This is a genomic window from Hansschlegelia plantiphila, assembly GCF_027922265.1.
GTDB classification, from domain to species: Bacteria; Pseudomonadota; Alphaproteobacteria; order Rhizobiales; family Methylopilaceae; genus Methylopila; species Methylopila plantiphila.
Window position 1 is genome coordinate 597,420 of the sequence record NZ_BSFI01000007.1, and the last position, 24,603, is coordinate 622,022.

Below are 24,603 nucleotides of genomic sequence, written 5' to 3' on the forward strand. Positions count from 1 at the left end.
ATGACTGAGATGCAGATCGCCGTCAGCCATGCAGGCGCCGGCGCATCGGACGTGAATTCCGCGGCGGGCGAACCCGGCGCCGGTCGGCCCGGCTCGAGCGGGAGCTGGAAGGCTTCCTCAACGGCGTCCGGGCCGCCTGAGGGCTCTCAACGCAGGACGGCCGCCTCGGTGACGCCGCGATCGCGGGCCTCGAGGCGGAACGATATCAGCAGCACGACGAGGCCAGCCGCCGCGAGGGCCGCTCCGACGATCCCCGGCGACGTCCAGCCGAATCCGATCGCGATCGCGACGCCGCCGAGCCAGGCGCCGAGCGCATTCGCCATGTTGAATGCGGAGTGGTTGAGCGCGGCGGCGAGCGTCTGAGCCTCGCCTGCGACGTCCATCAGACGGGTCTGCAGGGCGGGGCCCATCGCGATGCAGCCGCCGATCAGGAACAGGTTGATCGCAGCGAGCCAGGCGGAGCCCGACGTGAAGGCGAAGGCGCCGAGGACCACGCCGTTCCACACCAGCGCGCCGATCAATGTGGCCTTCAGGGCGCGATCGGCGAGCCATCCTCCGATGACGTTTCCGACGATCATGCCGAGCCCGAGCACCGAGAGCATCGGCGGGACCATGCCGAGACTGACGCCGGTCACCTCGGTCAGCGTCGGCGTGACGTAGCTGTACACCGCGAACATGCCGCCGAAGCCGACCGCCGCGACGCCGAGCGTCAGCCAGACCTGCGGCAGCCGGAATGCGCCGAGCTCCCGCCGCGCGCCGGCGCCGGCCGCCGGTATGATCACCGGCGTGAACGCGCGCACCATGGCTGCGGTCAGCAAAGCGAGGACTGCGACCGCCAGAAAGGTCGCCCGCCAGCCGAAGGTCTGCCCGAGCCAGGTCGCGAACGGCACGCCGACGACATTCGCGATGCTCAAGCCTAGCAGCACGTTGCCGGCGGCCTGCGCCCGGCGCTGCGGCGGCACGAGGGATGCGGCCGTCAGCATCGCGACGCCGAAATAGGCTCCGTGGGGCAGTCCCGCGATGAAGCGCGCGGCGACGACGCCGTGATAGCTGGTCGCGAGGGCGCTCAGGATGTTGCCGAGCGCAAACACCGCCATCAGCCCGACCAGCAGCCCGCGCCGCGGCGCCTTGGCGAGCGCGACGGTGATCGCCGGCGCGCCGAAGACGACGCCGAGGGCGTAGGAGCTGATCATGTGCCCGGCCTCGGGAATCGAGACTCCGACGTCGGTCGCGACCGAAGGCAGGATGCCCATCGAGGCGAATTCGCCGGTGCCGATCGCAAGCCCGCCGACGGCGAGCGCGACCTGCGCCCAGCCTGCGCCGAAGGGCGCTGAGAGCGGCTTCGCGGGCAGGTCCTGTTCGGATATGCCGAGCTCTTCGCAATCGGCCGCGACGCTGGAAGCAGTCATCAAGTCTCTCTCGGACGGTCGCTTAGGGAGCGGCAAGCTGGGACGGCGGGCGGCATGTTGCAACGCAACAGCTCTGCATGACCGTCATGCGGGCGCGCAAGTTTTCTGTGCGTGGCGTTGCGAAGCCGTCGTGGATCGCCGCCTGAACCGCTATAATCGCTCGACCGACGGAAGAGCCTGCAGGATTTCAGAGCATGGCGGCGAGCAGCGCGTCGAACCTCGACTTTAGCGAGACGGCCGGATCGGCGCATCCGGAGGGGCAGTATCTCGACCTGCTGCGCGAACTGCTGGACGCTGGCGACCATCGTGCGGACCGCACGGGGACGGGCGCCTATTCGCTGTTCGGCCGCCAGATTCGATTCGACCTCCAGCAGGGCTTTCCGCTGCTGACGACCAAGCGGATTTTCTTTCGCGGCGCTGTCCACGAGATGATCTGGTTCCTGAGCGGCGACACCAACGTCCGCTATCTTCGCGACAATGGCGTCACGATCTGGGACGAGTGGGCCGACGAGAACGGCGAACTCGGCCCGGTCTACGGCCGGCAGTGGCGCGCATGGACGGGGCCGGACGGCCGGGTGCACGATCAGATCGCCGACCTCGTCCACGGCATTCGCACCAATCCTGCGAGCCGCAGGCTGCTGTTCACCGGTTGGAACGTCGGCGAGCTCGACCGCATGGCGCTCCCGCCCTGCCACATGACCTACCAGTTCCATGTGGCCGGAAACCGGCTTTCGGGACTGGTCTTTCAGCGCTCGGCGGACGTGTTTCTCGGCCTCGGCTGGAACATCGCGGAGGGCGCGTTGCTGATCCACATGCTGGCGCAGCAGTGCGACCTCGAGGTTGGCGACCTCGTCTGGATGGGCGGCGACGTCCACCTCTACGCCAATCACCTCGAGCAGGCGCGTCAGCAGCTTCAGCGCTCGCCGCGTCCGTTCCCGAAGCTTGAGCTGCTCCGGCGGCCGGACGATCTGTTCTCATACAGGATCGAAGATTTTTCCCTGACCGGCTACGACCCGCATCCGTCGATCGCGGCGGCGGTCTCCGTCTGATCTGTCACCGCGCCGACGGCGTCACCCGCACCGGGATCGATTTCGCCGCCGGGGTCTTGGCCTGCTCTTCGTGGTGCCACAGCGGGATCAGCACGTTGAGCTCGGGATAATACCCGGCGCAGTTGCCCTCCGGTATGTTGTAGGAGACGACGCGCAATCCCTTGACCTCGCGGATGAAGCCGTCGTCGCAGAAGGTCGCGACGTCGACGTTGTCGGCGTCCTTCAGCCCCAGCCGCTCGATGTCGTTGGCGTTCATGAACAGGATCTCGCGGGTGTTCTTCACCCCACGGAAGCGGTCGTTGTAGCCGTAGATCGTGGTGTTGAACTGGTCGTTCGACCGCAGCGTCATGAGGTCGAGCACGTCGTGGCGGTCGGTCGCGACGTCGGGGTCCGGCTCAAGTCCGTCAGGCGCGATGAAGTTGGCCTTGCCCGTCTTTGTCTCCCACTTCCGTTCGCGGGCGGGCAGGGGCTTGCGGATGCCGCCGGGCTGGAACAGCTTCTCGTTGTAATCCTTGAACTTGTCCGGATAGGTCTCGGCGATCGCCTCCCGTACGGTCGCGTAGTCCTCCACCCAGGCGTCCCAGTTGATCTTCGGGTTCGGCGCCAGCGTCGCCTTGGCGAGCGCCGCGACGATCCAGGGCTCCGACCTGACCTGATCCGACACGGGCCGCACCACCCCGCGCGAGCCGTGGAAGCAGGAAGTCGAATCCTCCATCGACACCGCCTGCGGTCCAGTCGCCTGCTGGTCGATCTCGATCCGGCCGAGGCAGGGCAGGATGTAGGCCTTCTCGCCGCGGATGAGATGGGAGCGGTTCAGCTTGGTCGAGATCTGGACGGTGAGCTTCAGCCCGCCCCAGGCCTCCTCCATCCGCTTGGTGTCGGGGATCGCACGGACGAAATTGCCGCCGAGGCCGATGAAGGCCTCCACCTCGCCCGAGAGAACGCCTTCGCAGGCCTCGACCGTGTTCAGGCCCTTCCTGCGTGGGGGCTCGAAACCGTACTGCCTCGCGATCACGTCGAGCGGCACCAGCTCCGGCTTTTCGGAGATGCCGACCGTGCGCTGGCCCTGGACGTTGGAATGCCCCCGCACGGGACAGATGCCGGCGCCGGGTTTGCCGATGTTGCCGCGCAGCAGCAGCAGGTTCACCAGCATCTGGATGCTCTGCACGCCCTTGCGGTGCTGGGTCAGTCCCATGCCGTAGATCGCCATCACGGCGCTGGAGCGGGCGTAGACGGCGGCCGCCGCCTCCAGCGCCTCGCGCTTCAGGCCGGAGCGCTTTTCCAGCGCGGCCCAGTCCTGCTTGTCGCAGAACGTCACGAAGTCCCGGAAGCCGTGCGTGTGGGTCTCGATGAAGTCGAGATCGAGGATGCTGGGGAGACCCGCCGTCGCGGCCTGCTTGTCCGCGGCGAGCAGCGCCTTGCATATGCCCGTCAGCGCCGCGAGGTCGCCGCCCGCTTTGACCTGGTGATACTGCGTCGAAATCTCGGTGGAGGCGCCCGTCGCCATTTCCACCGGATTCTGCGGATTGGTGAAGCGCTCCAGCCCGCGTTCGCGCAACGGATTGAAGGTGATGATCGGCGCGCCGCGCTTCCGCGCGTCCTGCAACTGATGCAGCATCCGGGGTGAATTCGAGCCGACGTTCTGACCGAAGAACATGATGAGGTCCGTCGCCTCGAAATCGTCCAGCGAGGTGGTGCCCACCGGCACGCCGATGGACTGCGGCAGGGCTACCGACGTCGGCTCGTGACACATGTTCGAACTGTCGGGCAGGTTGTTGGAGCCGTACATCCGGACGAACAGCGCATACATGTAAGAGGTCTCGAGCGAGGCCCGGCCCGAGGCGTAGAAGACGACGGATTTCGGATCGAAGGTCTTCAGTTCGGCGCCGATCTCGGCGATGGCGTCGCGCCACGAGATCGGGACGTACCGGTCGGTCTGCGCGTCGTATTTCAGGGGCTCGGTGAGGCGCCCCTTCTCCTCGAGCGCGTAGTCGCTCCAGCCGAGAAGCTCTGCGACCGAATGTTCGGCGAAGAAGTCCGGGCCGACGCGATGTCGGGTCTGCTCCCAGGCGGTCGCCTTCGCGCCGTTCTCGCAATATTCGAACATGCGGGGCTCGGCAGGCTTGGCCCAGGCGCAGGACACGCACATGAAGCCGTCCGGCTTGTTCTGCTTGGCGAGTATCCCAGGGCCGGAGACCGCGAGCTTCTCGCGCGTCAGGATCTCGACAAGGGACCCGGCGGAGCCCCACCCGCCGGCGGGCGCTTCATAGTCCGTGATCTTCGGCTCCGACATCTCGGGGCTCCTGAGTTCGATCTGCACGATCTCGTCAACGCCGGAACGTCACGGGGCCGCGCACGTTCCCGGTCCGCCACCCGCGCCAGGGCGGCGTTCCGCCGCGCGCCGGCCTTTCGGGACCGCCGCCCACAGGAAGGTGGAGTTGGTGAGAGCTCCGAGCCGTAGCGATCGAGCGCTGGACGGTGTATCGCGTGAAATGAGCGCGCTCGCGCGACTCGACGGGTTTCGGGCGGTGTCTGCGCACAGGCGCAGCGGGGACGAGGACGGATGACTATGACGTTCAGGATTGCGGCGGCCCTGTCGGTCGCCTTGGCGGCGGCGGGCGCAGGCGTGGCGCACGCCGAGAGCACTGGGGCCGTGTTCACCCAGACCGAGCAGGCGCTTCGGGCGAAGCTCAAGTCGGCTTACGCCGGCCAGCCGGCGCGCTTCGGGTTCGAGAATTTCAGGCGACGCAGCAACGGCGCCGAAGAGGCGGTCTGCGGCCAGGCCACGATCTACATCGGCCGCGATAAGCCGAGCCTCGTGCGTTTCGTCTACCGCTACAATTCGGGAGACGCCGCGATCGAGACGCTGAGCTCCGCCGAGACCGCGACGGTCCAGAAGCTGTGGAATCCGCTCTGCCTCCGCGGACGGGTCATCGAGTGAGGGCTCCGATCGCTATCGTCGCGGCCGTTGCAAAGAATCGCGTCATCGGCCGCGACAATGGAATGCCCTGGCGCCTTTCGAGCGACCTCAAGCGCTTCAAGGCGCTGACCTGGGGCAAGCCGCTGATCGTCGGTCGCCGCAGCCATGCGGCGATCGGTCGGCCGCTGCCGGGACGCGAGACGATCGTGCTCACCCGCGACAAGGCCTTCCGGGAGGAGGGCGTCCATGTCGCCCATGAACTCGCCGACGCGCTCGGTCTCGCCGAGGCGCTGGCCGAGGAGATGGACGCAAGCGAGATCATCAGCGTAGGCGGCGGCGAGATCTACAGGCTCACTTTGCCGATCGCGACCCGCATGCACCTCACCGACATCGACGCGGAGCCCGACGGAGACGTGCTGTTTCCTGATTACGACCCGACGCAGTGGAAGGAGACCTCCCGCGAGCGTCACGAAGCCGGCGTCCGGGACGATTACGCCTTCACCTTCCGCGATCTCGTGCGAATTCGACGCTCATAACAGGACGTGATCGGCGCAGGCGGGTTTCGCTGTTGACGCTGGGGTCCCGGCGCCTCACTGCCAGACGCCCGCTTTGAAGGCGGGAGCGTCGTATCTATATCAGGCGGCGCCCGACATGCAGCGGCCCGCCCGGGCCTTCGGACGCCGACCGGCGAGGAGCATTGATGCCCTGGAGCAACCAGAGTGGCGGCGGCGGCGGTCCGTGGCGCGGCAATCAGGGCGGCCCGTGGGGACAAGGTCCCCAGCAGCAGGGTCCCACCCCGCCTGACCTCGAAGATCTGCTGCGCAGGGCCCAGGAACGCTTCCGCGGCATGCTGCCCGGCGGCGGCTCAGGCAACAAGGGCATCCTCGTGCTGGTGGTCGTCGCCCTGATCGGCTGGGCGATCTCGGGGTTCTACCGGGTCGAGGCCGACGAGGAAGGCATCGTGCTTCGTTTCGGCGAGTACGTCCGGACCACGCAGTCGGGCCTCAACTATCATCTGCCCTATCCGATCGAGTCGGTCCTGACCCCCAAGGTCACCACGCAGAACTCGATCGAAGTCGGCATGCGCTCAAGCGCGGGCGGCGCCCGCGCCGTGACGTCCCGCGAAGTGCCTCAGGAAAGCCTGATGCTGACGGGCGACGGCAACATCGTCGACGTCAACTTCTCCGTCGTCTGGGTCATCAAGCCCGCCGACGGCGCGACCGGCAGGCCGAGCGGCGCCGCGAACTATCTCTTCAACCTCGAAGATCCCGAGGGGACGATCAAGGCCGTCGCGGAGAGCGCGATGCGCGAGGTCGTCGGCCGCTCGAAGCTCCAGCAGATTCTCACGGAGGGCACGCCGGACGCCGACGCGCAGCCGACGACGCCGGGCGCGCCGCCCGTCGAGCCCGTGTTGCCGAAAGCCGAGACGCAGAACCCCGAAGTGACGGCCGCCGCGGTGCGCGACCTGATGCAGAAGACGCTCGACAGCTACCAGTCGGGGGTCGACATATCTTCGGTCCAGCTCCAGAAGATCGCGCCTCCCGGCGAAGTCATCAGCGCGTTCCGTGAAGTTCAGGTGGCCCAGGCCGATCGCATCCGTCTGACGAACGAGGCGCAGTCCTACGCCAACCGCGTCGTCCCGGAAGCGCGCGGCAAGGCGACCCAGACCGCCCAGGCGGCCGAGGGTTACAAGGCCTCCACCGTCGCCGACGCCCAGGGCCAGGCCTCGCGCTTCAGTCAGGTGGTCGCCGCCTACAAGATCGCGCCGCAGATCACCCGCGAGCGCCTGTTCATCGAGACGATGGAGCGGGTGATGGGGGCGGTCGACAAGGTCATCATCGATCCCAAGGCGGGCGGCCAGGGCGTCGTGCCGTTCCTTCCCCTCGATCAGGTGCAAGGCGCCGGCAGCCGCGCTCCGCGCCAGAACCAGACGGGAGCCGCACAGTGAACCGCAGCATCTTCGGCGGCTTCGTCGCAGCTCTCGCCGTGCTGGCGCTGTTCGCGGCTTACAGCGCTCTCTACGTCGTGCACCAGACCGAGCAGGTCATCGTGCTCCGCCTCGGCCAGCCGGTCGACACCGTCACCGCGCCCGGCCTGCACGTGAAGGTTCCGTTCATCGAGAGCGTCACGCGCATCGACAAGCGCATCCTCGACCTCGACATGCCCGAGCGCGAGGCGACCGCGAACGACAACCAGCGCCTCGTCGTCGACGCGTTTTCGCGCTACCGGATCATCAACCCGCTGCGGTTCCGGCAGGCTGTGGGCACGGTCGAGCAGGCGAACGCCCGGCTCACCAACGTGCTGACCGACGCGCTGCTGGAGGCGATCCGCTCCAACAGCTTCGAGCAGATCGTCCGCGACCGCCGCGACGTGATCATGGCCCGCATCCGCGACCAGGCGAACCGCGAGGCCGACCGCTTCGGCATCCAGATCGTCGACGTCCGCATCCGTCGCGCCGATCTGCCGGACCAGAACTCCAAGGCGGTGTTCGAGCGTATGCAGTCCGAGCGCGCGCAGGAGGCGGCGCAGATCCGCGCCCGCGGCGCGGAGCAGGCGCAAGGCATCCGCGCCCGCGCCGACCGTGACGCCCAGGTGATCATCGCCAACGCGAATCGCGACGCCGAGACCATCCGCGGCCAGGGCGAGGCCGAGAAGACCCGGATCCTCGCCGACGCCTTCGGCTCCGATCAGGAGTTCTTCTCCTTCTACCGGTCAATGCAGGCTTATGAGCAGTCGATGAAGGCCGGCACGCGGCTGGTTCTCGCTCCGGACAGCCCGTTCTTCCGGTTCTTCGAGCAGCCGGGCGGCCTGCCGGCGGCGGGCCCCACGCCCGCTAGATGACGGACTTCTTCGCAGCCCTCGGTCTCGTGCTCGCGATCGAGGGCTTGTTGTTCGCAGGGTTCCCCGCCGGCGCGAAGAAGGCGAGCGCGAACATCGTCGGAACGCCGGACCAGACCCTTCGCGTCGTCGGTATCGTTTCGGCGATCGTCGGCGTCCTGATCGTGTGGGCGGTTCGCGGCTGACCGCCGGCGAGGTCTGGCCGGGCCCGCCCCGGCCGTGCTAAACCGCCGGCCTCAACCTCATCCGACGATTGGTTTGATCATGGACGGCCCGTCCACTCCTTCGCTGCTTCTTCTCCAGGCCTATATCGACGGCGCATTCGTCGGCGAGCCGACGGTCGACGTCACGGACCCGGCGACGGGCGAACTCGTCGGCCGGGTTCCCGACCTCGGCGCGGCGGAGGCCGTCCGCGCGGTCGAGGCCGCCCATCGGGCGTTCAAGCCGTGGGCCGCGAGGACCGCGAAGGAGCGCTCGACCGTCCTGCGACGCTGGTTCGACCTGATCATCGCGAACAAGGACGAACTCGCGCTCATCATGACCCGCGAGCAGGGCAAGCCCCTGGCCGAGGCCAAGGGCGAGATCGACTACGCCGCGTCCTTCGTCGAGTTCTATGCGGAAGAAGCCAAGCGCATTTCCGGCGACACGCTGCCCTCGCACCGCGCCGACGCTCGCATCATGGTGCTTCGCCAGCCGGCGGGCGTCGTCGCCGCGATCACGCCGTGGAACTTCCCCGCCGCGATGATCACACGCAAATGCGCCCCTGCGCTCGCCGCCGGCTGCACCTTTGTGGTCAAGCCCGCGATGGAGACGCCGCTGACCGCTCTTGCGCTGGCGCGGCTTGCGGCCGAAGCCGGACTGCCGGACGGCGTGTTCAACGTCGTGACCGGCGAGGACGCGCAGGCGATCGGCGAGGTGTTCACCTCGCATCCGGCGGTGCGGATCGTGTCGTTCACGGGCTCCACCGAGATCGGCAAGCTGCTGATGCGCCAGTGCGCCTCGGGCGTGAAGCGCGTCGCGCTCGAACTTGGCGGCAACGCCCCCTTCATCGTTTTCGACGACGCAGACCTCGACGCGGCCGTCGAAGGCGCGATGGTCTCGAAATATCGCAACATGGGCCAGACCTGCGTCTGCGCGAACCGCATCTATGTCCAGTCCGGCGTCCACGACGCCTTCGTCGAGAAGCTCGTGACGGCCGTCGGCCTTCTCAAGGTCGGCAGAGGGACGGAAGAGGGCGTCACCCAGGGCCCGCTGATCGCGATGGACGCGATCGAGAAGGTCGAGCGGCACGTCGCCGACGCGACCTCGAAGGGCGCGCAGGTTCTTCTTGGCGGCAAGCGCCACGCTCTCGGCGGCGGTTTCTTCGAGCCGACCGTTATCTCCGGCGTGACGCAGGACATGGCGGTCGCACGCGAAGAAACCTTCGGCCCCGTGGCGCCGATCTTTCGTTTCGACACCGAAGATGAAGTGGTCGGATACGCGAACGACACGGAGTTCGGTCTTGCGGCATACTTCTATGCGCGGGACGTGGGTCGGATATTCCGTGTCGCCGAAGCACTTGAATACGGCATGGTCGGCATCAACTCAGGTCTGATTTCGACCGAACTGGCGCCGTTTGGCGGCGTCAAGGAAAGCGGTCACGGCCGCGAAGGTTCGCAGCGCGGCGTCGACGAATTCGTCGACATCAAATATCTGCTCGTCGCCGGTCTCGCCGGCTGAAAGGACGGGACGTCTTGACCACCGAAGATTTCAAACGCGTCGCCGCGGAAGCGGCGCTCGCGCATGTCAAGCCGGGCATGAAGCTCGGTCTCGGCACCGGCAGCACGGCGTCGATATTCCTCGAACTTCTGGGCGAGAAGGTCGCGGCGGGACTCGACGTGGTCGGGGTCCCGACGTCTGAGGCGACCCGCGAGATCGCGGAGCGTCACAACATCCCGCTGACGACGCTGAAGGACGATCCGGCCCTCGACATCACAATCGACGGCGCCGACGAGATCGATCCGCAGCTTCGGCTGATCAAGGGCGGCGGCGGCGCGTTGCTGCGTGAGAAGATCGTGGCGTTCGCGAGCAAGCGGATGATCGTGATCGCGGACGCCAGCAAGCGGGTCGAGACGCTTGGCGCGTTCCCGCTGCCGATCGAGGTGGTGCCGTTCGGCAAGGAGCCGACGCTGCGCGCGATCCGCGAACTGATCGGCCGCCTTGGTCTGACCGGGGATGTCGTTCTGCGCCGCGCCGAGGACGGCTGCCCGGTCGTCACCGACAGCGGACATGTCATCCTCGACGGCCATTTCCATCGCATCGACGATCCGGGGCGGCTCGCCGCGTCGCTCGTCGCCATTCCCGGCGTCGTCGAGCACGGCCTCTTCATCGGCATGGCCGACATCGCAATCATCGCCGGCCATGACGGCGTCGTCACGCTGGAGCCCGAAGGCCAAGCCTTCGCCGAAGCCTCGAGGAAGACCGCATGACGCCGACAACCAGCCTGCGCCGCCTCGCCGCGGTGGCCGTCCTGACGCTCGCTGCGACGCCCGCCTTCGCCCAGGCTCCGGCGGAAGCCCAGCTCAAGGCGGCCCGGGAGGTCGTCGACGACTCGGGCGTCGCCAACAGCATGAACGACATCGTGCCGATCTTCCTGGACGAGGCGAAGCGCACCTTTCTGCGCACGGATCCAGCCTTGTCGAAGGATCTCGACGATTGCATCAAGATCCTGACGCCCGAATTTCAGAAGCGTCGCGACGAGCTGATGAACCAGATCGCCGCCATCTACGCCGACAAGTTCTCGGCGGACGAGCTGGCGCAGATCAGGACGTTCTACCAATCGCCGGTCGGCGCGAAGCTGGTGAAGGCGATGCCGAGCATCCTTCAGGCGAGCTACGACAAGACCAACGCCTGGAGTCAGCAGATGAGCCAGGATGTGATCAGCCGGCTGCGCGCCGAAATGAAGAAGAAGGGCCACGACATCTGATCGTGGCTAGCATGGCGGAACCGACTTGAGCCAGTACGACCTCGACCTTTTCGTCATCGGCGGCGGCTCCGGCGGCGTGCGGGCGGCTCGGATCTCCGCCCAGCACGGCGCGCGGGTCGCGATCGCAGAGGAGTTCCGTTTCGGCGGCACCTGTGTGATCCGCGGCTGCGTCCCGAAGAAGCTGCTGGTCTACGCCAGCCGCTTCCCCGACGCGTTCGAGGACTCCGCGGGCTTCGGTTGGAGCATTCCGGAGAAGCCCACTTTTTCGTGGGCGGACCTGATCGCGGCCAAAAACGCCGACATCACGCGCATCTCCGGCTTTTATGAGGAGAATGTCGCGAGGGCCGGCGTCACGGTCCACCATCAGCGGGCGGTGATCGAGGATCCGCATACCGTCCGTCTCGCCGACGGAGCGAAGATTACTGCGGAGCTGATCCTGATCGCGACCGGCGGCGCTCCGGCGTCGATCGACTTTCCCGGCGGCGAGTTCGCGATCTCCTCCAACGAAGCGCTCGATCTTCCCGAACTGCCGAAGCGGGTCATCGTGCAGGGCGGCGGATACATCGCGCTCGAGTTCGCCTCGATCTTCGCAGGTCTCGGCGCCGAGACGACGCTGATCCACCGCGGCCACAAAATCCTGCGCGGCTTCGATGAGGACGTGCGCGACGACGTGCAGACGGGCCTCGCGCATCGCGGCGTGAAGTTCGTCATGAGCGACCACGTCGTCGGGATCGAACGCGGGCAGGGGGGCAAGGTCGTGCGCACCCATTGCGGCGAGACGATCGAGGCGGACGAGGTGCTGTTCGCAATCGGCCGGCGGCCTCTGACCCACGGGCTGGGGCTCGAGGCCGCTGGCGTCGAATGCGATCACCACGGGGCGGTCGTCGTCGACGAGGTCTCGCAGACCAGCGCGCCCTCGATCTACGCGATCGGCGACGTCACCAACCGGATGAATCTGACCCCGATCGCGATCCGGGAGGGTCACGCCTTCGCCGACAGAATGTTCGGGGGCCAGTCCGCCCGGATCGACTACGCGAACGTGCCGACCGCGGTCTTCACGACGCCTGAGGCCGCCACCGTCGGCCTCACCGAGGAGCAGGCGCGCGAGACGGGCGGAGCGGTCGACATCTACAAGACCCGCTTCCGTCCCATGAAGGCGACCCTCTCCGGCCGTCAGGAGCGGACGATGATGAAGCTGGTGGTCGATGGCGACAGCCAGAAAGTCCTCGGCGTCCACATCGTCGGCGAGGACGCGGCCGAGATGGTCCAGATGGCTGCGATCGCGGTGAAGATGGGCGCGACCAAGGCCGACTTCGACCAGACCGTCGCGCTGCATCCGACCGTTGCGGAGGAGATCGTGACGCTCAGGACGAAATGGACGGGTTGAGGTCGACGGCCGGTTCTGACGTCGCGGCTTCGGTAATGGGCGGTCCCGTGACCCAGATGGCGCCTGCGCTCGACGAGGCGCGCAAGCGGCAGATCATCGTCGGCGTGCTGACGGCCATGCTGCTCGCCGCCCTCGACCAGACGATCGTGGCGCCAGCGATGACCACGATCGGGCGCAGCCTCGGCCATTTCGAGCATCTGCCCTGGGTGATCTCCGCCTACCTCATCACTGCGACGGCTGTGACGCCGCTCTACGGTAAGCTCGCCGACATCCACGGGCGGCGGAGCGTGATCTTCGTCTCGGTGTCGATCTTCATTGCAGCTTCCGTGCTCTGCGCGCTGGCTCCCAACCTCTGGACGCTGATCGGCGCGCGGGCGCTGCAGGGACTGGGCGGCGGCGGACTGATCGCGCTGGCGCAGACCGTGATGGGCGACCTGGTGCCGCCGAAACAGCGCGGGCGCTACGCCGCGCAGATATCCGCCGTCTGGGCGGCGGCGAGCGTCGCGGGTCCCGTGGTCGGCGGCGTGTTCGCCGAGCATCTGCATTGGTCGCTGGTGTTCTGGATCAACGTGCCGCTCGGCGCCGCTGCGCTTGCGATGATGTACGGGCCGCTCAAGGATCTGCCCTTCGTCCCGCGTCACCACCGGCTCGACGCGCTGGGCGCGGGGCTGGTGGTCATCGGCACGTCGCTCGCGATGCTCGCTCTGTCGCTCGGGCGCATGAGCGGCCATTGGGGGTCGCCGACCGTGCTTGGCCTTGCTCTTGTGGCGGTCGTCGCGATCGTGCTTTTCGTATGGCGTCTCAACGCATTCGATGCGCCGCTTATTCCGATGCAGGTGCTGCGCGATCCGGTCGTTCTGCGCGGGACGCTCGCGGTCTCGCTGGGGATGGGCGGCTTCGTCGGGCTGACGACGATCGTGCCGATTTTTCTCCAGCTCCAGAGCGGCCTCGGCCCCGACGCGGCGGCGCTCGGCCTGATCGTGATGGCGGCTGGAAGCGTCGTCGGGGCGTTGGTCGTGGGCCGCGCCATTCCAAAGCTCGGGCGCTACCTGCTGCCTGCGATCGGCGGCCTCGCCTTGGCGTGTCTCGCGCTTGGCGGCCTCGCGGCGACCGTGACCGCGCCGTTTTTGCCGCTTACGGGATTCCTTCTGTTCCTCTACGGCCTCGGCCTCGGCCCGATCTTTCCGACGGCGACCGTCAGCGTGCAGAACGCCGTGGCGCGGTATGACCTTGGCGCGGCCACCGGGCTGCTCGCCTTCATGCGCTCGCTCGGCGCGGCGTTCGGAGTGGCGATCCTCGGCGCCATCGTGCTGGGCGCCGGCAAGGGCGGCGCGGCGATCGATCCTTCGAGCTTCCGGCTCGCCTTCCTCGCGGCGCTTGCAGCCACCGGCGGCGCCTTCGTCCTGTTCGCGGGCATGCCTGCGCGGCCGCTGCGCGACGGTCCGGAGCCGGTCTCCGCTGAATCCTGACGGTGGCGGCCTATATCTTGCGGTGATAGAAGACCCGCGCACGAGCGGCCGGCGACGGCCGGGCGACGCATAGCTGTCGCCGCAATCGCCGCTCGTGGACGCGAATGGAGCGAGAGATGTCGGAGCGTTGGAGCCCATCCAGCTGGCGTGACCTGCCGATCGAGCAGTCGCCGGTCTATCCGGACCTGGGCGCGCTCGCCGCGGCCGAGGCCCAGCTCGCCACGTTTCCGCCGCTCGTCTTCGCCGGCGAGGCGCGCAAGCTGAAGCGCCAGCTCGCCAAGGTCGCGATGGGCGAGGCGTTCCTGCTGCAGGGCGGCGACTGCGCCGAGAGCTTCGCCGAGCATTCGGCCGACAACATCCGCGATTTCTTCCGCGTGCTGCTCCAGATGGCGGTGGTGCTGACTTACGCTGCGGCCTCGCCGGTGGTGAAGGTCGGCCGTATCGCCGGTCAGTTCGCGAAGCCCCGCTCGTCGCCGACCGAGGTGATCGACGGCGTCGAGCTGCCGATCTACCGCGGCGACATCGTCAACGGCACGGAGGCGACGCCGGCCGCGCGCATTCCCGACCCGCGGCGGCAGCTCGAGGCCTACCGCCAGTCGGCGGCGACGCTGAACCTGCTCAGGGCGTTCGCGAGCGGCGGCTACGCCAATCTCGACTTCGTGCATCAGTGGATGCTCGGTTTCGTCAAGGAGAGCCCGCAGTCCGGCCGCTACCGCGAGGTCGCCGACCGGATCGCGGACGCGCTCAACTTCATGCGCGCCTGCGGCATCGACCCGGAGTCGCATCCGGAGCTTCGTACGACCGACTTCTTCACCAGCCACGAAGCGCTGCTGCTCGGCTTCGAGCAGGCGCTGACCCGCGTCGATTCTACGACCGGCGACTGGTACGCGACCTCGGGCCACATGATCTGGATCGGCGACCGCACCCGCCAGCTCGACCACGCGCATGTCGAGTACGCGCGCGGCGTCAAGAACCCGATCGGCCTGAAGTGCGGGCCGTCGCTGAAGCCCGACGAACTGATGCGCCTGATCGACGTGCTTGACCCGGACAACGAGCCGGGCCGGCTGACGCTGATCGCGCGCTTCGGCGCCGACCGGGTGTTCGACCACCTGCCGGGCCTGACCCGCGCGGTGAAGGCGGAAGGCCGCAAGGTCGTCTGGTCCTGCGACCCGATGCACGGCAACACCATCAAGTCGGCGTCGGGATACAAGACCCGGCCGTTCGACCGCATCCTGCAGGAGGCCCGCGCCTTCTTCGAGGTGCACCGCGCCGAGGGGACCTACGCCGGCGGCATCCATGTCGAGATGACGGGCAACAACGTCACCGAATGCACCGGCGGCGCCAGGGCGATCTCCGACTCCGATCTCCGCGACCGCTATCACACGCATTGCGACCCGCGGCTGAACGCCGAGCAGGCGATCGAGCTCGCCTTCCTCGTCGCAGAAGAGCTCAAGAAGGAGCGCGTCGCCCGTGGTCCCCGGCAGGTGGTCGCGGCGGAGTGATCGGTATCTGAAGGTTTCCGTTCCGGCTTCGGCGCAGGGCGGGACGATCGCCACGCGTGACAGGTGAAACGTCGGCCGGTGGGCGGCGGCCGCGTTTCACCTGATCATGACGTGAGAGAACCGATGCGAAAGCCCCTGATACTGACTTCGATGCTCCTGGCGACCTGTGTGACCGGCGCCGGTTTCGCCATCGCCGGCGACCAGCCTCCGCCTCCGCCGATGGAGCACGGCGGCGCTTCCGGTCCGCAAGGCTGGGGCGGCCCCGACGGCCCCCGGCGCGGCCCTGGCGGCGATCGGCGGGGCGGCCCGATGAAACTCGCCGCCCGTCTCTCCGCGATGGAGACCCTGATCGGCATCCGCGCCGACCAGCTCGACGCCTGGCGCGCCTTCACCTCCGCCGCAGTCGATCTCGTCACGCCCCCGGCGCGCCCCGAGCCGATGAAGGATGGCGCCGACGGCCAGCCGAAGCCGCGCGAAGCGTTCGATCTCGCCGACCGGATGGCGGACCGCGCGATCGCGCGCGGCGAGAAGGCGAAGGCGCTCAAGGAAGCCGTCGCCGCCTTGCGCCAGAAGCTGACGCCCGAGCAGCTCGAACGGGTGAAGCTGGTCGAGCGTGAGATGCGCGGCCATTTCCATCGCGGACCGGGCGGCGGTTTCGGCCCAGGCGGTCCCGGAATGCGCGGTCCGCATCACGGGCCGGACGCCCCGCGCTGACCCCATTCGGTCTGCAAGCAGTTTGGAAGCCCCGCGAGAGCGGGGCTTCTTCGTCTCCGGCTCTCGATCGTCATTGCCGGTCGAGGGCGGCGGCGATAGACGAGCCTATGCATCGCTCAACTTTCATCGACCCGCGCCTTGCGCAGCCTGCGCCGTCTGTTCCGGGCGGCGACCTGTGAGCGTTTTCCGCTTCGCGCCGTCGCCGACCGGCTTCCTGCACCTCGGCAACGCCCGCACGCTGATGCTGAACGCGCTGCTCGCGCGAAAGAGCGGCGGCCGGATGATCCTGCGGCTCGACGACACCGACGTTGCGCGGGTGCGAGAGGAGTACGCCGAGGCCGTGCGCGATGACCTCGCCTGGCTCGGCGTCGCTGTCGACGCCGAATATCGCCAGTCGGAGCGCGCGGCGCTTTACAGCGCCGCCTTCGAGCGGCTGAGGGAGGCCGGCCGGCTCTATCCCGCCTATGAGACCGAGGAGGAGCTCGACCTCGGCCGGCGCCTTGCGCGGGCCTCCGGGCGGCCCCCCGTCTATGACCGGCGCGCGCTCACGCTGACCAAAGAGCGTCGCGCGGCGCTGGAGGCCCAGGGGCGGCGTCCGCACTGGCGCTTCCGCCTGTCCGACGGTCGTATCGGCTGGAAGGACGGCGTGCGCGGTCCGCAGGAGATCGACCTCGCGAGCCTGTCCGACCCGATCGTCGCCCGCGACGACGGCGGCTTCCTGTACGTCTTCACGAGCGTGGTCGACGACGCGGACCTTGGCGTGACCGACGTCGTGCGCGGCGAGGACCACGTCACCAACACCGCCGTCCAGCTCGATCTGTTCGCGGCGCTCGGCGCGCCGCCGCCCGCTTTCGCGCACCACAATCTGCTGACGACGGCCGATGGCGCCGGGCTTTCCAAGCGTGAGGGCAGCCTGTCGCTCGGCTCATTGCGGGAGCAGGGCGTCGAGGCGCTGGCGGTCGCCGCCTACGCCACGCTGATCGGATCTTCGGAGGCGGTGCGGCCGGTCGCGGATCTTGAGGAGCTCGCGGGCCTGATCGATCTCGGCAAGCTCTCGCGCTCGCCGGCGCGGGTCGATCCGGAGGAGCTCTCGGCGCTGTCGGCGAAGACCGTTCACGGGCTCGCCTATCACGCGGTCGCTCCGCGGCTCGAGGCGCTCGGGGTCGGGGGCGGCGCGGCGTTCTGGGAGACGGTGCGCGGCAATCTCGCAAGGCTCGACGAGGCCGCGGACTGGTGGCGGATCGCGACGGCGCCGCTCGGGACCGTCCCCGCGGCCCACGAAGACGCCGCGCTTCTCGCGGAGGCCGCTGCGTCGCTGCCGTCCGAACCGTGGGACGAGAGGACGTGGAAGACGTGGACCTCCGCGCTTTCATCCGCCACGGGCCGCAAGGGCCGCGGGCTGTTCGCGCCGCTCCGGCTCGCGCTGACCGGCGAGCCGCACGGCCCCGAACTCGCCCGCCTGCTGCCGTTCATCGGCCGAGCCCGGGCGCTGGAGAGGCTTCATAGGTCAACGTGACCGTCGCCCGTGTTCCCGGCCTTGAGCCGGACACGGGCGACGACTTTCCCGGCCACCGTCCGGCCTTCAGTCCCCGATAAGGCGTCTGTGCTAAGAGGCCTCTCCACGGACCCATATTCGGAGTCGAGACGCGTATGTGCGGCATCGTCGGAATTCTGGCGCGGGAGGCGGTCGCGCCGCAGCTTGTCGACGGGCTGAAGCGGCTCGAATATCGCGGCTATGACTCCGCAGGGATCGCCACGCTCGACGACGGCCGCATCGTGCGACGCCGCGCCGAAGGCAAGCTCCGCAACCTCGAGGCGAGGCTGCTCGCCGACCCTCTCGCGGGCCGCACCGGCATCGGCCACACCCGCTGGGCGACCCACGGCGCCCCGACCGAGGCGAACGCCCATCCGCACGCGACGGATCGCGTCGCGGTGGTCCACAACGGCATCATCGAGAACTTTCGCGAGCTCCGCGAGCAACTGACGGAGCAGGGCGCGGTCTTCACCAGCCAGACCGACACGGAGGTGGTCGCCCATCTCGCCTCCAGCGCGCTCGCAGCCGGAGCTACGCCGCAGCTCGCGGTGCACGAGACGATGAAGCGGCTGCGCGGCGCCTTCGCGCTCGCCTTTCTGTTCGAGGGACATGACGATCTGCTGATCGGCGCGCGCCGCGGCAGCCCGCTCGCGATCGGCCACGGCGACGGCGAGGTCTATCTCGGCTCCGACGCCGTCGCGCTCGCCCCCTTCACCGATGAGATCACCTATCTCGAGGACGGCGACTGGGTCGTCCTGACCCGCGAAACCGTCGAGATCTTCGACGAGGGCGGAGCGCCGGTCTCCCGGCCAGCGATCCGCTCCTCGGTAGCCTCCGTCATCGTCGACAAAGGCGCCCACCGCCATTTCATGGCGAAGGAGATCGCCGAGCAGCCGGAGGTCGTCGGCCACACGTTGGTGCGCTTCATCGACATGACGGCCGGACGCATTCGGCTGCCTGCCGGCGCCGACTTCGACTTCTCGGGCCTCGACCGCCTCGCGATCTCGGCCTGCGGCACCGCCTATTACGCCGGCCTCGTCGCACGCTACTGGTTCGAGAAATTCGCGCGGCTTCCCGTCGACATCGATATCGCCTCCGAATTCCGCTACCGCGAGCCGCCGCTGACGCCCGGCGGGCTTGCGCTGATGATCTCGCAGTCCGGCGAGACGGCCGATACGCTGGCGACGCTGCGCCACTGCCGGGCGCAGGGCATGACGATCGGCGCGGTCGTCAATGTGCCGACCTCGACCATCGCCCGTGAGGCGGACGTCGTGTTCCCGACGACCGCCGGCGTCGAGGTCGGCGTGGCCTCCACCAAGGCGTTCACCTGTCAGCTCGCGGTGCTCGCGGCGCTCGCCATCAAGGCCGGACGCGACCGCAGGGTCCTGTCGGAGCAGGACGAGGCGAAGCTCGTCGCCTCGCTGATCGAAATCCCCCGCCTGATGGCCGAGGCGCTCCATCTCGAGCCTGAAATCGAGAAGCTCGCGCCGAGCATCGCGAAGGCGAAGGACGTGCTCTATCTCGGCCGGGGCACCAGCTATCCGATCGCGCTCGAAGGCGCGCTGAAGCTGAAGGAAATCTCCTACATCCACGCCGAGGGTTACGCGGCGGGCGAGCTCAAGCACGGCCCGATCGCGCTCGTCGACGAGAACGTCCCGGTCGTCGTGCTCGCGCCCTTCGATGGGCTGTTCGAGAAGACCGCCTCCAACATGCAGGAGGTCGCGGCGCGTGGGGGCAGGATTGTCCTGATCACCGATAAAGAGGGCGAGGCCCACGCTGGCGAGACCTACGCCACTCTGGTGGTGCCGAACGCCTACGCCTTCGTCAGCCCGCTGATCTACGCCATCCCGATCCAGCTGCTCGCCTATCACACAGCGGTCTTCATGGGCACCGACGTCGACCAGCCGCGCAACCTCGCGAAGTCGGTGACCGTGGAATAGGTGTTCGGACGCCGGTTGAAGACGCCGCGAGGCGCGTCTTGCGTCGACCTTCCGGACTTCCGAGCCCCCTCACAGCAAGAGCTTCCCGATGCCGCGCTTTGGCTCGGCGGCGAGGAGAACCTAGCCGCCGGGCGGCGGCCTTCCGGCGGCGCGAAAGGCCGCCCGAACTCATCGACTTCTCGCCCCCATGGGCGATGGGAAGGACGACAGATCGACCCCGATCCCCCGCCCCGAATTTTCGTAGGCGGCCTCTTGAACGGGGCGGGAGGATTTCCAAATTTTTGGGCGCCGGTCGCCCAGAGGGACCGAGCGCAGACTGGCGTCGGGTTCGCCCACGCCGTTCGTACCCATGTTGCTCTACCGGAGGATGTGGCTATGAGCACTCTTATCGATTTTGCTCCTTTGTATCGCTCGACGGTTGGCTTTGATCGGGTGGCCAACCTGCTGGAAAACGCCGGCAGGCTGACGCCGGCCAACAACTGGCCGCCTTACGACATCGCCAAGACCGCCGAGGACCGTTACCGCATCGAGATAGCGGCGGCGGGTTTCGGCGTTGACGACATCTCGATAACCCAGCAGCAGAACCTGCTGGTCGTTGCGGGCTCCAAGTCGGAGTCCGTCGACGCCGAGTACCTCCACCGCGGCGTCGCAAGCCGGAGTTTCGAACGTCGCTTCGAGTTGGCGGATCATATCGAGGTGATCGACGCCCAGCTTGAGAACGGCCTGCTGCGGGTGGAGCTCAAGCGAGAGATTCCCGACGAGATGAAGCCGCGGAGAATTCCGATCGCGGCGGCTCGGTCGGGCGTTGGCCCGAACGAAACCAAGCAGATCGCCGCGCCCCCGAGAGCCGCCTGATCATCGAGGCTGCCCACTCGCGAGAACAGCGGAGCTTGGAGATGAGCACCAAGAACTGGAACGTCATTCAAGACCGGGCCGCCGACGGCTTGTCGGGCGACGGCTTCATTCACCTCTTTTGCCATCCTGAAGAGGTGCTCGCCCAACGCGGCATGACGGTCGATCAGAAGCGGGAGCTGCTCGCCTCCTGGGCGTCCGACCTGCACGCGGTCGAGGGCGCGCCGGCGATGCGTCAGCTCGAGAGCGGCGCGATCGTCAGGCTCGACGACGTCCTGGCGGCGTTGAGGGCGCTCGACCCCGCCGCGCCGCCTGCGCCTCGGCCGAGGCCTTGGGGAGGAAACCGTCGCCCGCTTCGCCTTTGGGGGACGCAGAAGAGGCGTCGCCACAGAAGCTGGACTGATGACGACGACGGCGGCGATCCTCCGCCAAGACCGGCGGCGGCCATGCGTGAGACGCTGCTCGCCGCGTGACGACGAGGCGAACGACAGGCTGACCATCGCGACTGGCGGCGGATGGATCCTGACGCTGGACGGGCTCGAAGAGCTCGCCGGGAACTGATCGTTAAATCGCAGGCGGCGGCCGCGGGAAAGCGGCCGTCGCCTTTTGCCGGAAAGGGGCGGCTGCTGCGCCTTCGCCCGACATACATGCGAGCGATGTGTTTCCTTCCGCTCTCCGCTCGTGCTATCGGCTGAACAGCGGCGAATGCGGGGCAGGATCGTGGCGGCACGGCGAAGCGGACGGCGGAGTTGGGGGGCGGTGCTCGCCGCCTATCTGCTCGTCGTCCAGGCCATGCTGACCGGCATGACGCTCGGCGCCCAGGGCGCTGAAGGCGCCGAGGCGTCCGGCGGGCTTTTCGCCCAGGTGATCTGCCACCCCTCCGGAGCGACGATCGAAGGCGCTCCGCAGCCGATCAAACATACCGGCCTGCCGACTTGCTGCTCCATCGGTTGCGTCATGTCCGGCGGTGGGATGGCGCCGCCTCCGACGGCGCTCTTTGCAGCCCCTGGGCGAACGGACGAGCCGGCGATGCTCGCCGCAGGCGCGGCCGAGATATCGGTCGCCGTCCTTGAACGAAGCCCACGCAGCACGCGCGCGCCTCCGCGGCTGGCTTGACCCCCATCACTCGCGCGCCGCGCGGATGACGGGGCGCCACAGTCGCCAGCCGTAGAATCCTCCGCATATGCGCCCGAGCGCGTGCGGATCCGCGTGGAGCCGTTCCCATGTCTCGATCCCTCCGCCGCCCGGCGCGCGCTATCGCGCGGCTGGCCGGCCCCGCCACACGCGCGAACTCCAACTGACCATGGGCGCCCGCGGGGAAAGCGTCGCGATGAGCGCCGGAGCGCGGCTTCGGCGAACGCTGCTCGTGTTCGTCGCGGCCTACGCAATGCTCGTCCATGCGCTCGTCATGGGAGCCGCGCCCGCGGTCGGAAACGAAGGGGCCGCCAGCCTTCTCAGTGAACTGCGCGTGCTCTGCTCGGGCGATGTCGTCACAGCGGATGAGCAGGACGGCGATCACCGCGAGCGGCCCCGGCCGGCGTGGAGCTGCGTCTTCTGCGCGTCCTGCCACGCATGCCTTCAGCCGGCGTCCTTGTTGCTCGTCGCCTCTCTCGACATCGCCGAACCGTCTCCGCCGGCAGGCGTGGATGTCGCGGAGGCGCCGCCTCCGACGCCGGCCCCGGACGACACCCGACCTCGAGACCCTCCCGCCTTCGTCTGATCGCCGGACCGGACCGCCAGAGGCGCGCTCCGGACGGTTCCGCCACGCCTTCGAATGGCGCGCCGGGTTCGGCTGCGCCCGTGACCGATCGAACGAAGAAGACCCTATGCCCATGAACTCCATGCTCAGGACCGCAGCGAGCGGCCCGATTCTCGTCGCGGCGACGCTCGCGGCCTCGCTCTCGTCAGCATTCGCCCAGCAGGCCGAGGACGCCGGCGCCGTCGCTCTCGAGGAAATCACCGTGCAGGGGGAGGGCGCCGGCGCCATCTCCCCTCTCGAGCGCAAGACCGAGGCTGCGAGCAGGCTTGGCCTCTCCGTCAAGGAGACCCCGGCGACCATCGACGTGATCACCCAGGATGAGATGCAGACCGAGGGGCTGCGCTCCCTGATCGAGGTCTACAACTCCGCCCCGGGCGTGGTCGCGGGGAACCTGCCCGGCGAGCCGGGCGTGACGGCGATGCGCGGCTTCTCCCGCGGCGCGGTCGGTTATTCGATCGACGGCTTCCGCGCGATCGATCCGCTGATCGCCTCCCGCAACTACGATTCCTACAGCTTCGACCGCATCGAGATCCTCAAGGGGCCGGCCTCCGTGGTGAGCGGCAGCGGGGCGCTCGCCGGCACAATCAACATCGTGACCCGCAAGCCTGAAATCGGGGTCGCCAAGGCGGACGGGCTGATCAGTTACGGCTCGTTCGACAGCGTTCGGGCCGGCGCCTCGTTCAACGCGCCGATTTCTCCGAACGCCGCGGCGAACGCCAGCGTGCTGTTCTCGCGCTCCAACGGCTATGTGAACGACACCGACAGCCGCAACGCGCAGGTCACCACGGGCTTCACGATCGAGCCGACCGACCGCCTGAAGATCTCGGCGGCGATCGACTATTTCGAGGACCATTACGGCACGCCCTATCAGGGGACGCCGCTGATCGCGCGCGAAGACGCGCGGAATCCGACCGGCGTGGTCTCCGCCGGCGACCTCGTGCTGGACAAATCGATCTGGAAGAAAAACTACAACGTCTCGGACGGCGTCATGAAATCCGACGCGCTCTGGGCGCGGACCACCGCCGAGTTCAAGCTCACCGACGCCTGGACCCTGAGGAACGCCTTCGGCGTCTACAACGCCAACCGCACCTGGGCGAACTCCGAGGACTTCACCTACAACGCCACGACCAAGAAGCTCGATCGCACCTCGACCTTCATCAGCCACGACCACCAGTCCTGGTCGAACCGCGCGAGCGCGGATTTCGACGGCGACGTCGCCGGGCGCCGCAACCGGTTCTCGGCAGGGGTCGAATATCTTTGGACCGACTTCGGCTCGAAGCGTCGCTTCGGAAGCGTGGACTCGGTGGATCCGTTCAATCCCGTGCGCGGGACGTTCTCCGACACGTCGGGCTCCAAGGGCCAGAACTTCGACAGCACGGTCAAGAACACCTCGCTGTTCGTGGAGGACGCGATCAACATCACGCCGGAGTGGATCGTCGTCGGCGGTCTGCGGCACGACTGGATCGACCTCGACCGGACGATCAACGATCTGAACGCCGGAACAACCACGCGCTTCGGAAACGACTACAGCGCGACCTCATGGCGGCTCGGCGCCGTCTATGACGTCGCGCCGGGGATCAGTCTGTTCGGGCAGTACACCACGGCGATCAGCCCGGCCTCGTCGCTGCTGCTGATCAACGAAATCCGCTCAAAGCTCGACCTCACGAAGGGCCGTTCGATCGAGGCCGGGGTCAAGACCTCGCTGTTCGACGGCCGCCTCACCGCGACGGCGTCGGTCTACGAGATCGAGCAGAAAGACATCATCCTGACCGATGCCGGCGGGGTGACCGCGCAGGGCGGCACGCAGCGCTCGCGCGGGCTCGAGTTCGACGTCTCGGCCGTGATCACCGAGCAGTGGCGCGTGAGCGCCAACGCTTCTTTCGTGAAGGCCGAGTTCGTTGAACTCCTCGAGAACGGGCTGAGCCGCAAGGGCAATCGTCCGCTCAACGTGCCGGCGCAGACCTTCAATCTGTGGACGACCTATCGCCTGGCAAGCGTCCCGCTCACCTTCGGCGCCGGTCTGCGGCACGTCGGCGACTTCTACACCGACAACGCCAACACGAAGCGCGTGAAGGGCCGCACCTTGCTCGACGCCTCGATCGCATACGACGTGCCGGCCGGCGGGACGATCACCCTGCGCGGCCGCAACCTGACCAACAAGTTCTATGCCGAGTGGTCGGGCTACAGCTCCACTCAGGTCTATGTGGGCGCGCCACGCAGCTTCGATCTGACGTACAGCGTCAAGTTCTGAGCGGGAGAGAAAGC

The 24,603-nt window shown here is 68.0% G+C and carries 22 protein-coding genes; 20 read left to right on the forward strand and 2 right to left on the reverse strand.

The window, feature by feature from the left end:
- Positions 1 to 146: 146 nt before the first annotated feature.
- The gene (locus tag PKE75_RS09220) at positions 147 to 1,409 is read right to left on the reverse strand and encodes an MFS transporter (RefSeq protein ID WP_271168414.1); all 1,263 of its coding nucleotides are present in this window, start codon (positions 1,407 to 1,409) and stop codon (positions 147 to 149) included.
- A gap of 194 nt (positions 1,410 to 1,603) precedes the next feature.
- Between PKE75_RS09220 and thyA the strand changes: the two genes are divergently transcribed.
- Complete coding sequence (gene thyA, locus PKE75_RS09225) at positions 1,604 to 2,458, forward strand: thymidylate synthase (RefSeq protein ID WP_271168415.1); 855 nt, start codon at positions 1,604 to 1,606, stop codon at positions 2,456 to 2,458.
- A gap of 4 nt (positions 2,459 to 2,462) precedes the next feature.
- Here thyA and PKE75_RS09230 read toward each other — a convergent pair whose 3' ends face one another.
- Positions 2,463 to 4,751: an FdhF/YdeP family oxidoreductase gene (locus PKE75_RS09230; protein ID WP_271168416.1), complete on the reverse strand. Its 2,289-nt coding sequence runs from the start codon at positions 4,749 to 4,751 to the stop codon at positions 2,463 to 2,465.
- Positions 4,752 to 5,027: 276 nt separating this feature from the next.
- Here PKE75_RS09230 and PKE75_RS09235 point away from each other — a divergent pair, with 276 nt between their 5' ends.
- From PKE75_RS09235 to PKE75_RS09325, 19 genes are all read left to right on the forward strand, one after another.
- Positions 5,028 to 5,399, forward strand: a complete 372-nt coding sequence (locus PKE75_RS09235; RefSeq protein WP_271168417.1) for a hypothetical protein — start codon at positions 5,028 to 5,030, stop codon at positions 5,397 to 5,399.
- Between the two features lie 62 nt (positions 5,400 to 5,461).
- Positions 5,462 to 5,914, forward strand: a complete 453-nt coding sequence (locus PKE75_RS09240) for a dihydrofolate reductase (RefSeq protein ID WP_428979123.1) — start codon at positions 5,462 to 5,464, stop codon at positions 5,912 to 5,914.
- Between the two features lie 164 nt (positions 5,915 to 6,078).
- Positions 6,079 to 7,326: a protease modulator HflK gene (hflK, locus tag PKE75_RS09245; protein ID WP_271168419.1), complete on the forward strand. Its 1,248-nt coding sequence runs from the start codon at positions 6,079 to 6,081 to the stop codon at positions 7,324 to 7,326.
- Positions 7,323 to 8,219 (forward strand): protease modulator HflC, encoded by an 897-nt coding sequence (gene hflC / locus PKE75_RS09250; RefSeq protein WP_271168420.1) that lies wholly within the window; start codon positions 7,323 to 7,325, stop codon positions 8,217 to 8,219. Before hflK ends, hflC begins: the two co-directional genes overlap by 4 nt.
- Positions 8,216 to 8,401: a DUF2065 domain-containing protein gene (locus tag PKE75_RS09255; RefSeq protein ID WP_271168421.1), complete on the forward strand. Its 186-nt coding sequence runs from the start codon at positions 8,216 to 8,218 to the stop codon at positions 8,399 to 8,401. Before hflC ends, PKE75_RS09255 begins: the two co-directional genes overlap by 4 nt.
- A gap of 79 nt (positions 8,402 to 8,480) precedes the next feature.
- Complete coding sequence (locus tag PKE75_RS09260) at positions 8,481 to 9,935, forward strand: NAD-dependent succinate-semialdehyde dehydrogenase (RefSeq protein WP_271168422.1); 1,455 nt, start codon at positions 8,481 to 8,483, stop codon at positions 9,933 to 9,935.
- A 14-nt stretch (positions 9,936 to 9,949) separates the two neighbouring features.
- Complete coding sequence (rpiA, locus tag PKE75_RS09265; RefSeq protein WP_271168423.1) at positions 9,950 to 10,684, forward strand: ribose-5-phosphate isomerase RpiA; 735 nt, start codon at positions 9,950 to 9,952, stop codon at positions 10,682 to 10,684.
- Complete coding sequence (locus PKE75_RS09270) at positions 10,681 to 11,181, forward strand: DUF2059 domain-containing protein (RefSeq protein ID WP_271168424.1); 501 nt, start codon at positions 10,681 to 10,683, stop codon at positions 11,179 to 11,181. Before rpiA ends, PKE75_RS09270 begins: the two co-directional genes overlap by 4 nt.
- A 25-nt stretch (positions 11,182 to 11,206) precedes the next feature.
- Positions 11,207 to 12,568: a glutathione-disulfide reductase gene (gene gor / locus PKE75_RS09275; RefSeq protein ID WP_271168425.1), complete on the forward strand. Its 1,362-nt coding sequence runs from the start codon at positions 11,207 to 11,209 to the stop codon at positions 12,566 to 12,568.
- Positions 12,569 to 12,603: 35 nt separating this feature from the next.
- Positions 12,604 to 14,037, forward strand: a complete 1,434-nt coding sequence (locus tag PKE75_RS09280; RefSeq protein ID WP_271168426.1) for an MFS transporter — start codon at positions 12,604 to 12,606, stop codon at positions 14,035 to 14,037.
- A gap of 116 nt (positions 14,038 to 14,153) precedes the next feature.
- Positions 14,154 to 15,539, forward strand: a complete 1,386-nt coding sequence (locus tag PKE75_RS09285; protein ID WP_271168427.1) for a class II 3-deoxy-7-phosphoheptulonate synthase — start codon at positions 14,154 to 14,156, stop codon at positions 15,537 to 15,539.
- A gap of 123 nt (positions 15,540 to 15,662) precedes the next feature.
- Positions 15,663 to 16,253, forward strand: coding sequence for a hypothetical protein (locus PKE75_RS09290; protein WP_271168428.1), 591 nt, complete (start codon positions 15,663 to 15,665; stop codon positions 16,251 to 16,253).
- 175 nt (positions 16,254 to 16,428) lie between these two features.
- Entirely contained in the window at positions 16,429 to 17,769 is a 1,341-nt protein-coding gene (locus tag PKE75_RS09295; protein ID WP_271168429.1) for a glutamate--tRNA ligase, read from the forward strand.
- A 134-nt stretch (positions 17,770 to 17,903) separates the two neighbouring features.
- Entirely contained in the window at positions 17,904 to 19,727 is a 1,824-nt protein-coding gene (glmS, locus tag PKE75_RS09300) for a glutamine--fructose-6-phosphate transaminase (isomerizing) (RefSeq protein WP_271168430.1), read from the forward strand.
- 375 nt (positions 19,728 to 20,102) lie between these two features.
- The gene (locus PKE75_RS09305; RefSeq protein WP_271168431.1) at positions 20,103 to 20,582 is read left to right on the forward strand and encodes an Hsp20 family protein; all 480 of its coding nucleotides are present in this window, start codon (positions 20,103 to 20,105) and stop codon (positions 20,580 to 20,582) included.
- A 41-nt stretch (positions 20,583 to 20,623) separates the two neighbouring features.
- Positions 20,624 to 21,052 (forward strand): hypothetical protein, encoded by a 429-nt coding sequence (locus PKE75_RS09310; RefSeq protein WP_271168432.1) that lies wholly within the window; start codon positions 20,624 to 20,626, stop codon positions 21,050 to 21,052.
- A 286-nt stretch (positions 21,053 to 21,338) separates the two neighbouring features.
- Positions 21,339 to 21,695, forward strand: coding sequence for a hypothetical protein (locus PKE75_RS09315; RefSeq protein WP_271168433.1), 357 nt, complete (start codon positions 21,339 to 21,341; stop codon positions 21,693 to 21,695).
- A gap of 214 nt (positions 21,696 to 21,909) precedes the next feature.
- The gene (locus PKE75_RS09320; protein WP_271168434.1) at positions 21,910 to 22,299 is read left to right on the forward strand and encodes a hypothetical protein; all 390 of its coding nucleotides are present in this window, start codon (positions 21,910 to 21,912) and stop codon (positions 22,297 to 22,299) included.
- Positions 22,300 to 22,411: 112 nt separating this feature from the next.
- Positions 22,412 to 24,589: a TonB-dependent receptor gene (locus PKE75_RS09325; RefSeq protein ID WP_271168435.1), complete on the forward strand. Its 2,178-nt coding sequence runs from the start codon at positions 22,412 to 22,414 to the stop codon at positions 24,587 to 24,589.
- Positions 24,590 to 24,603: the final 14 nt, after the last annotated feature.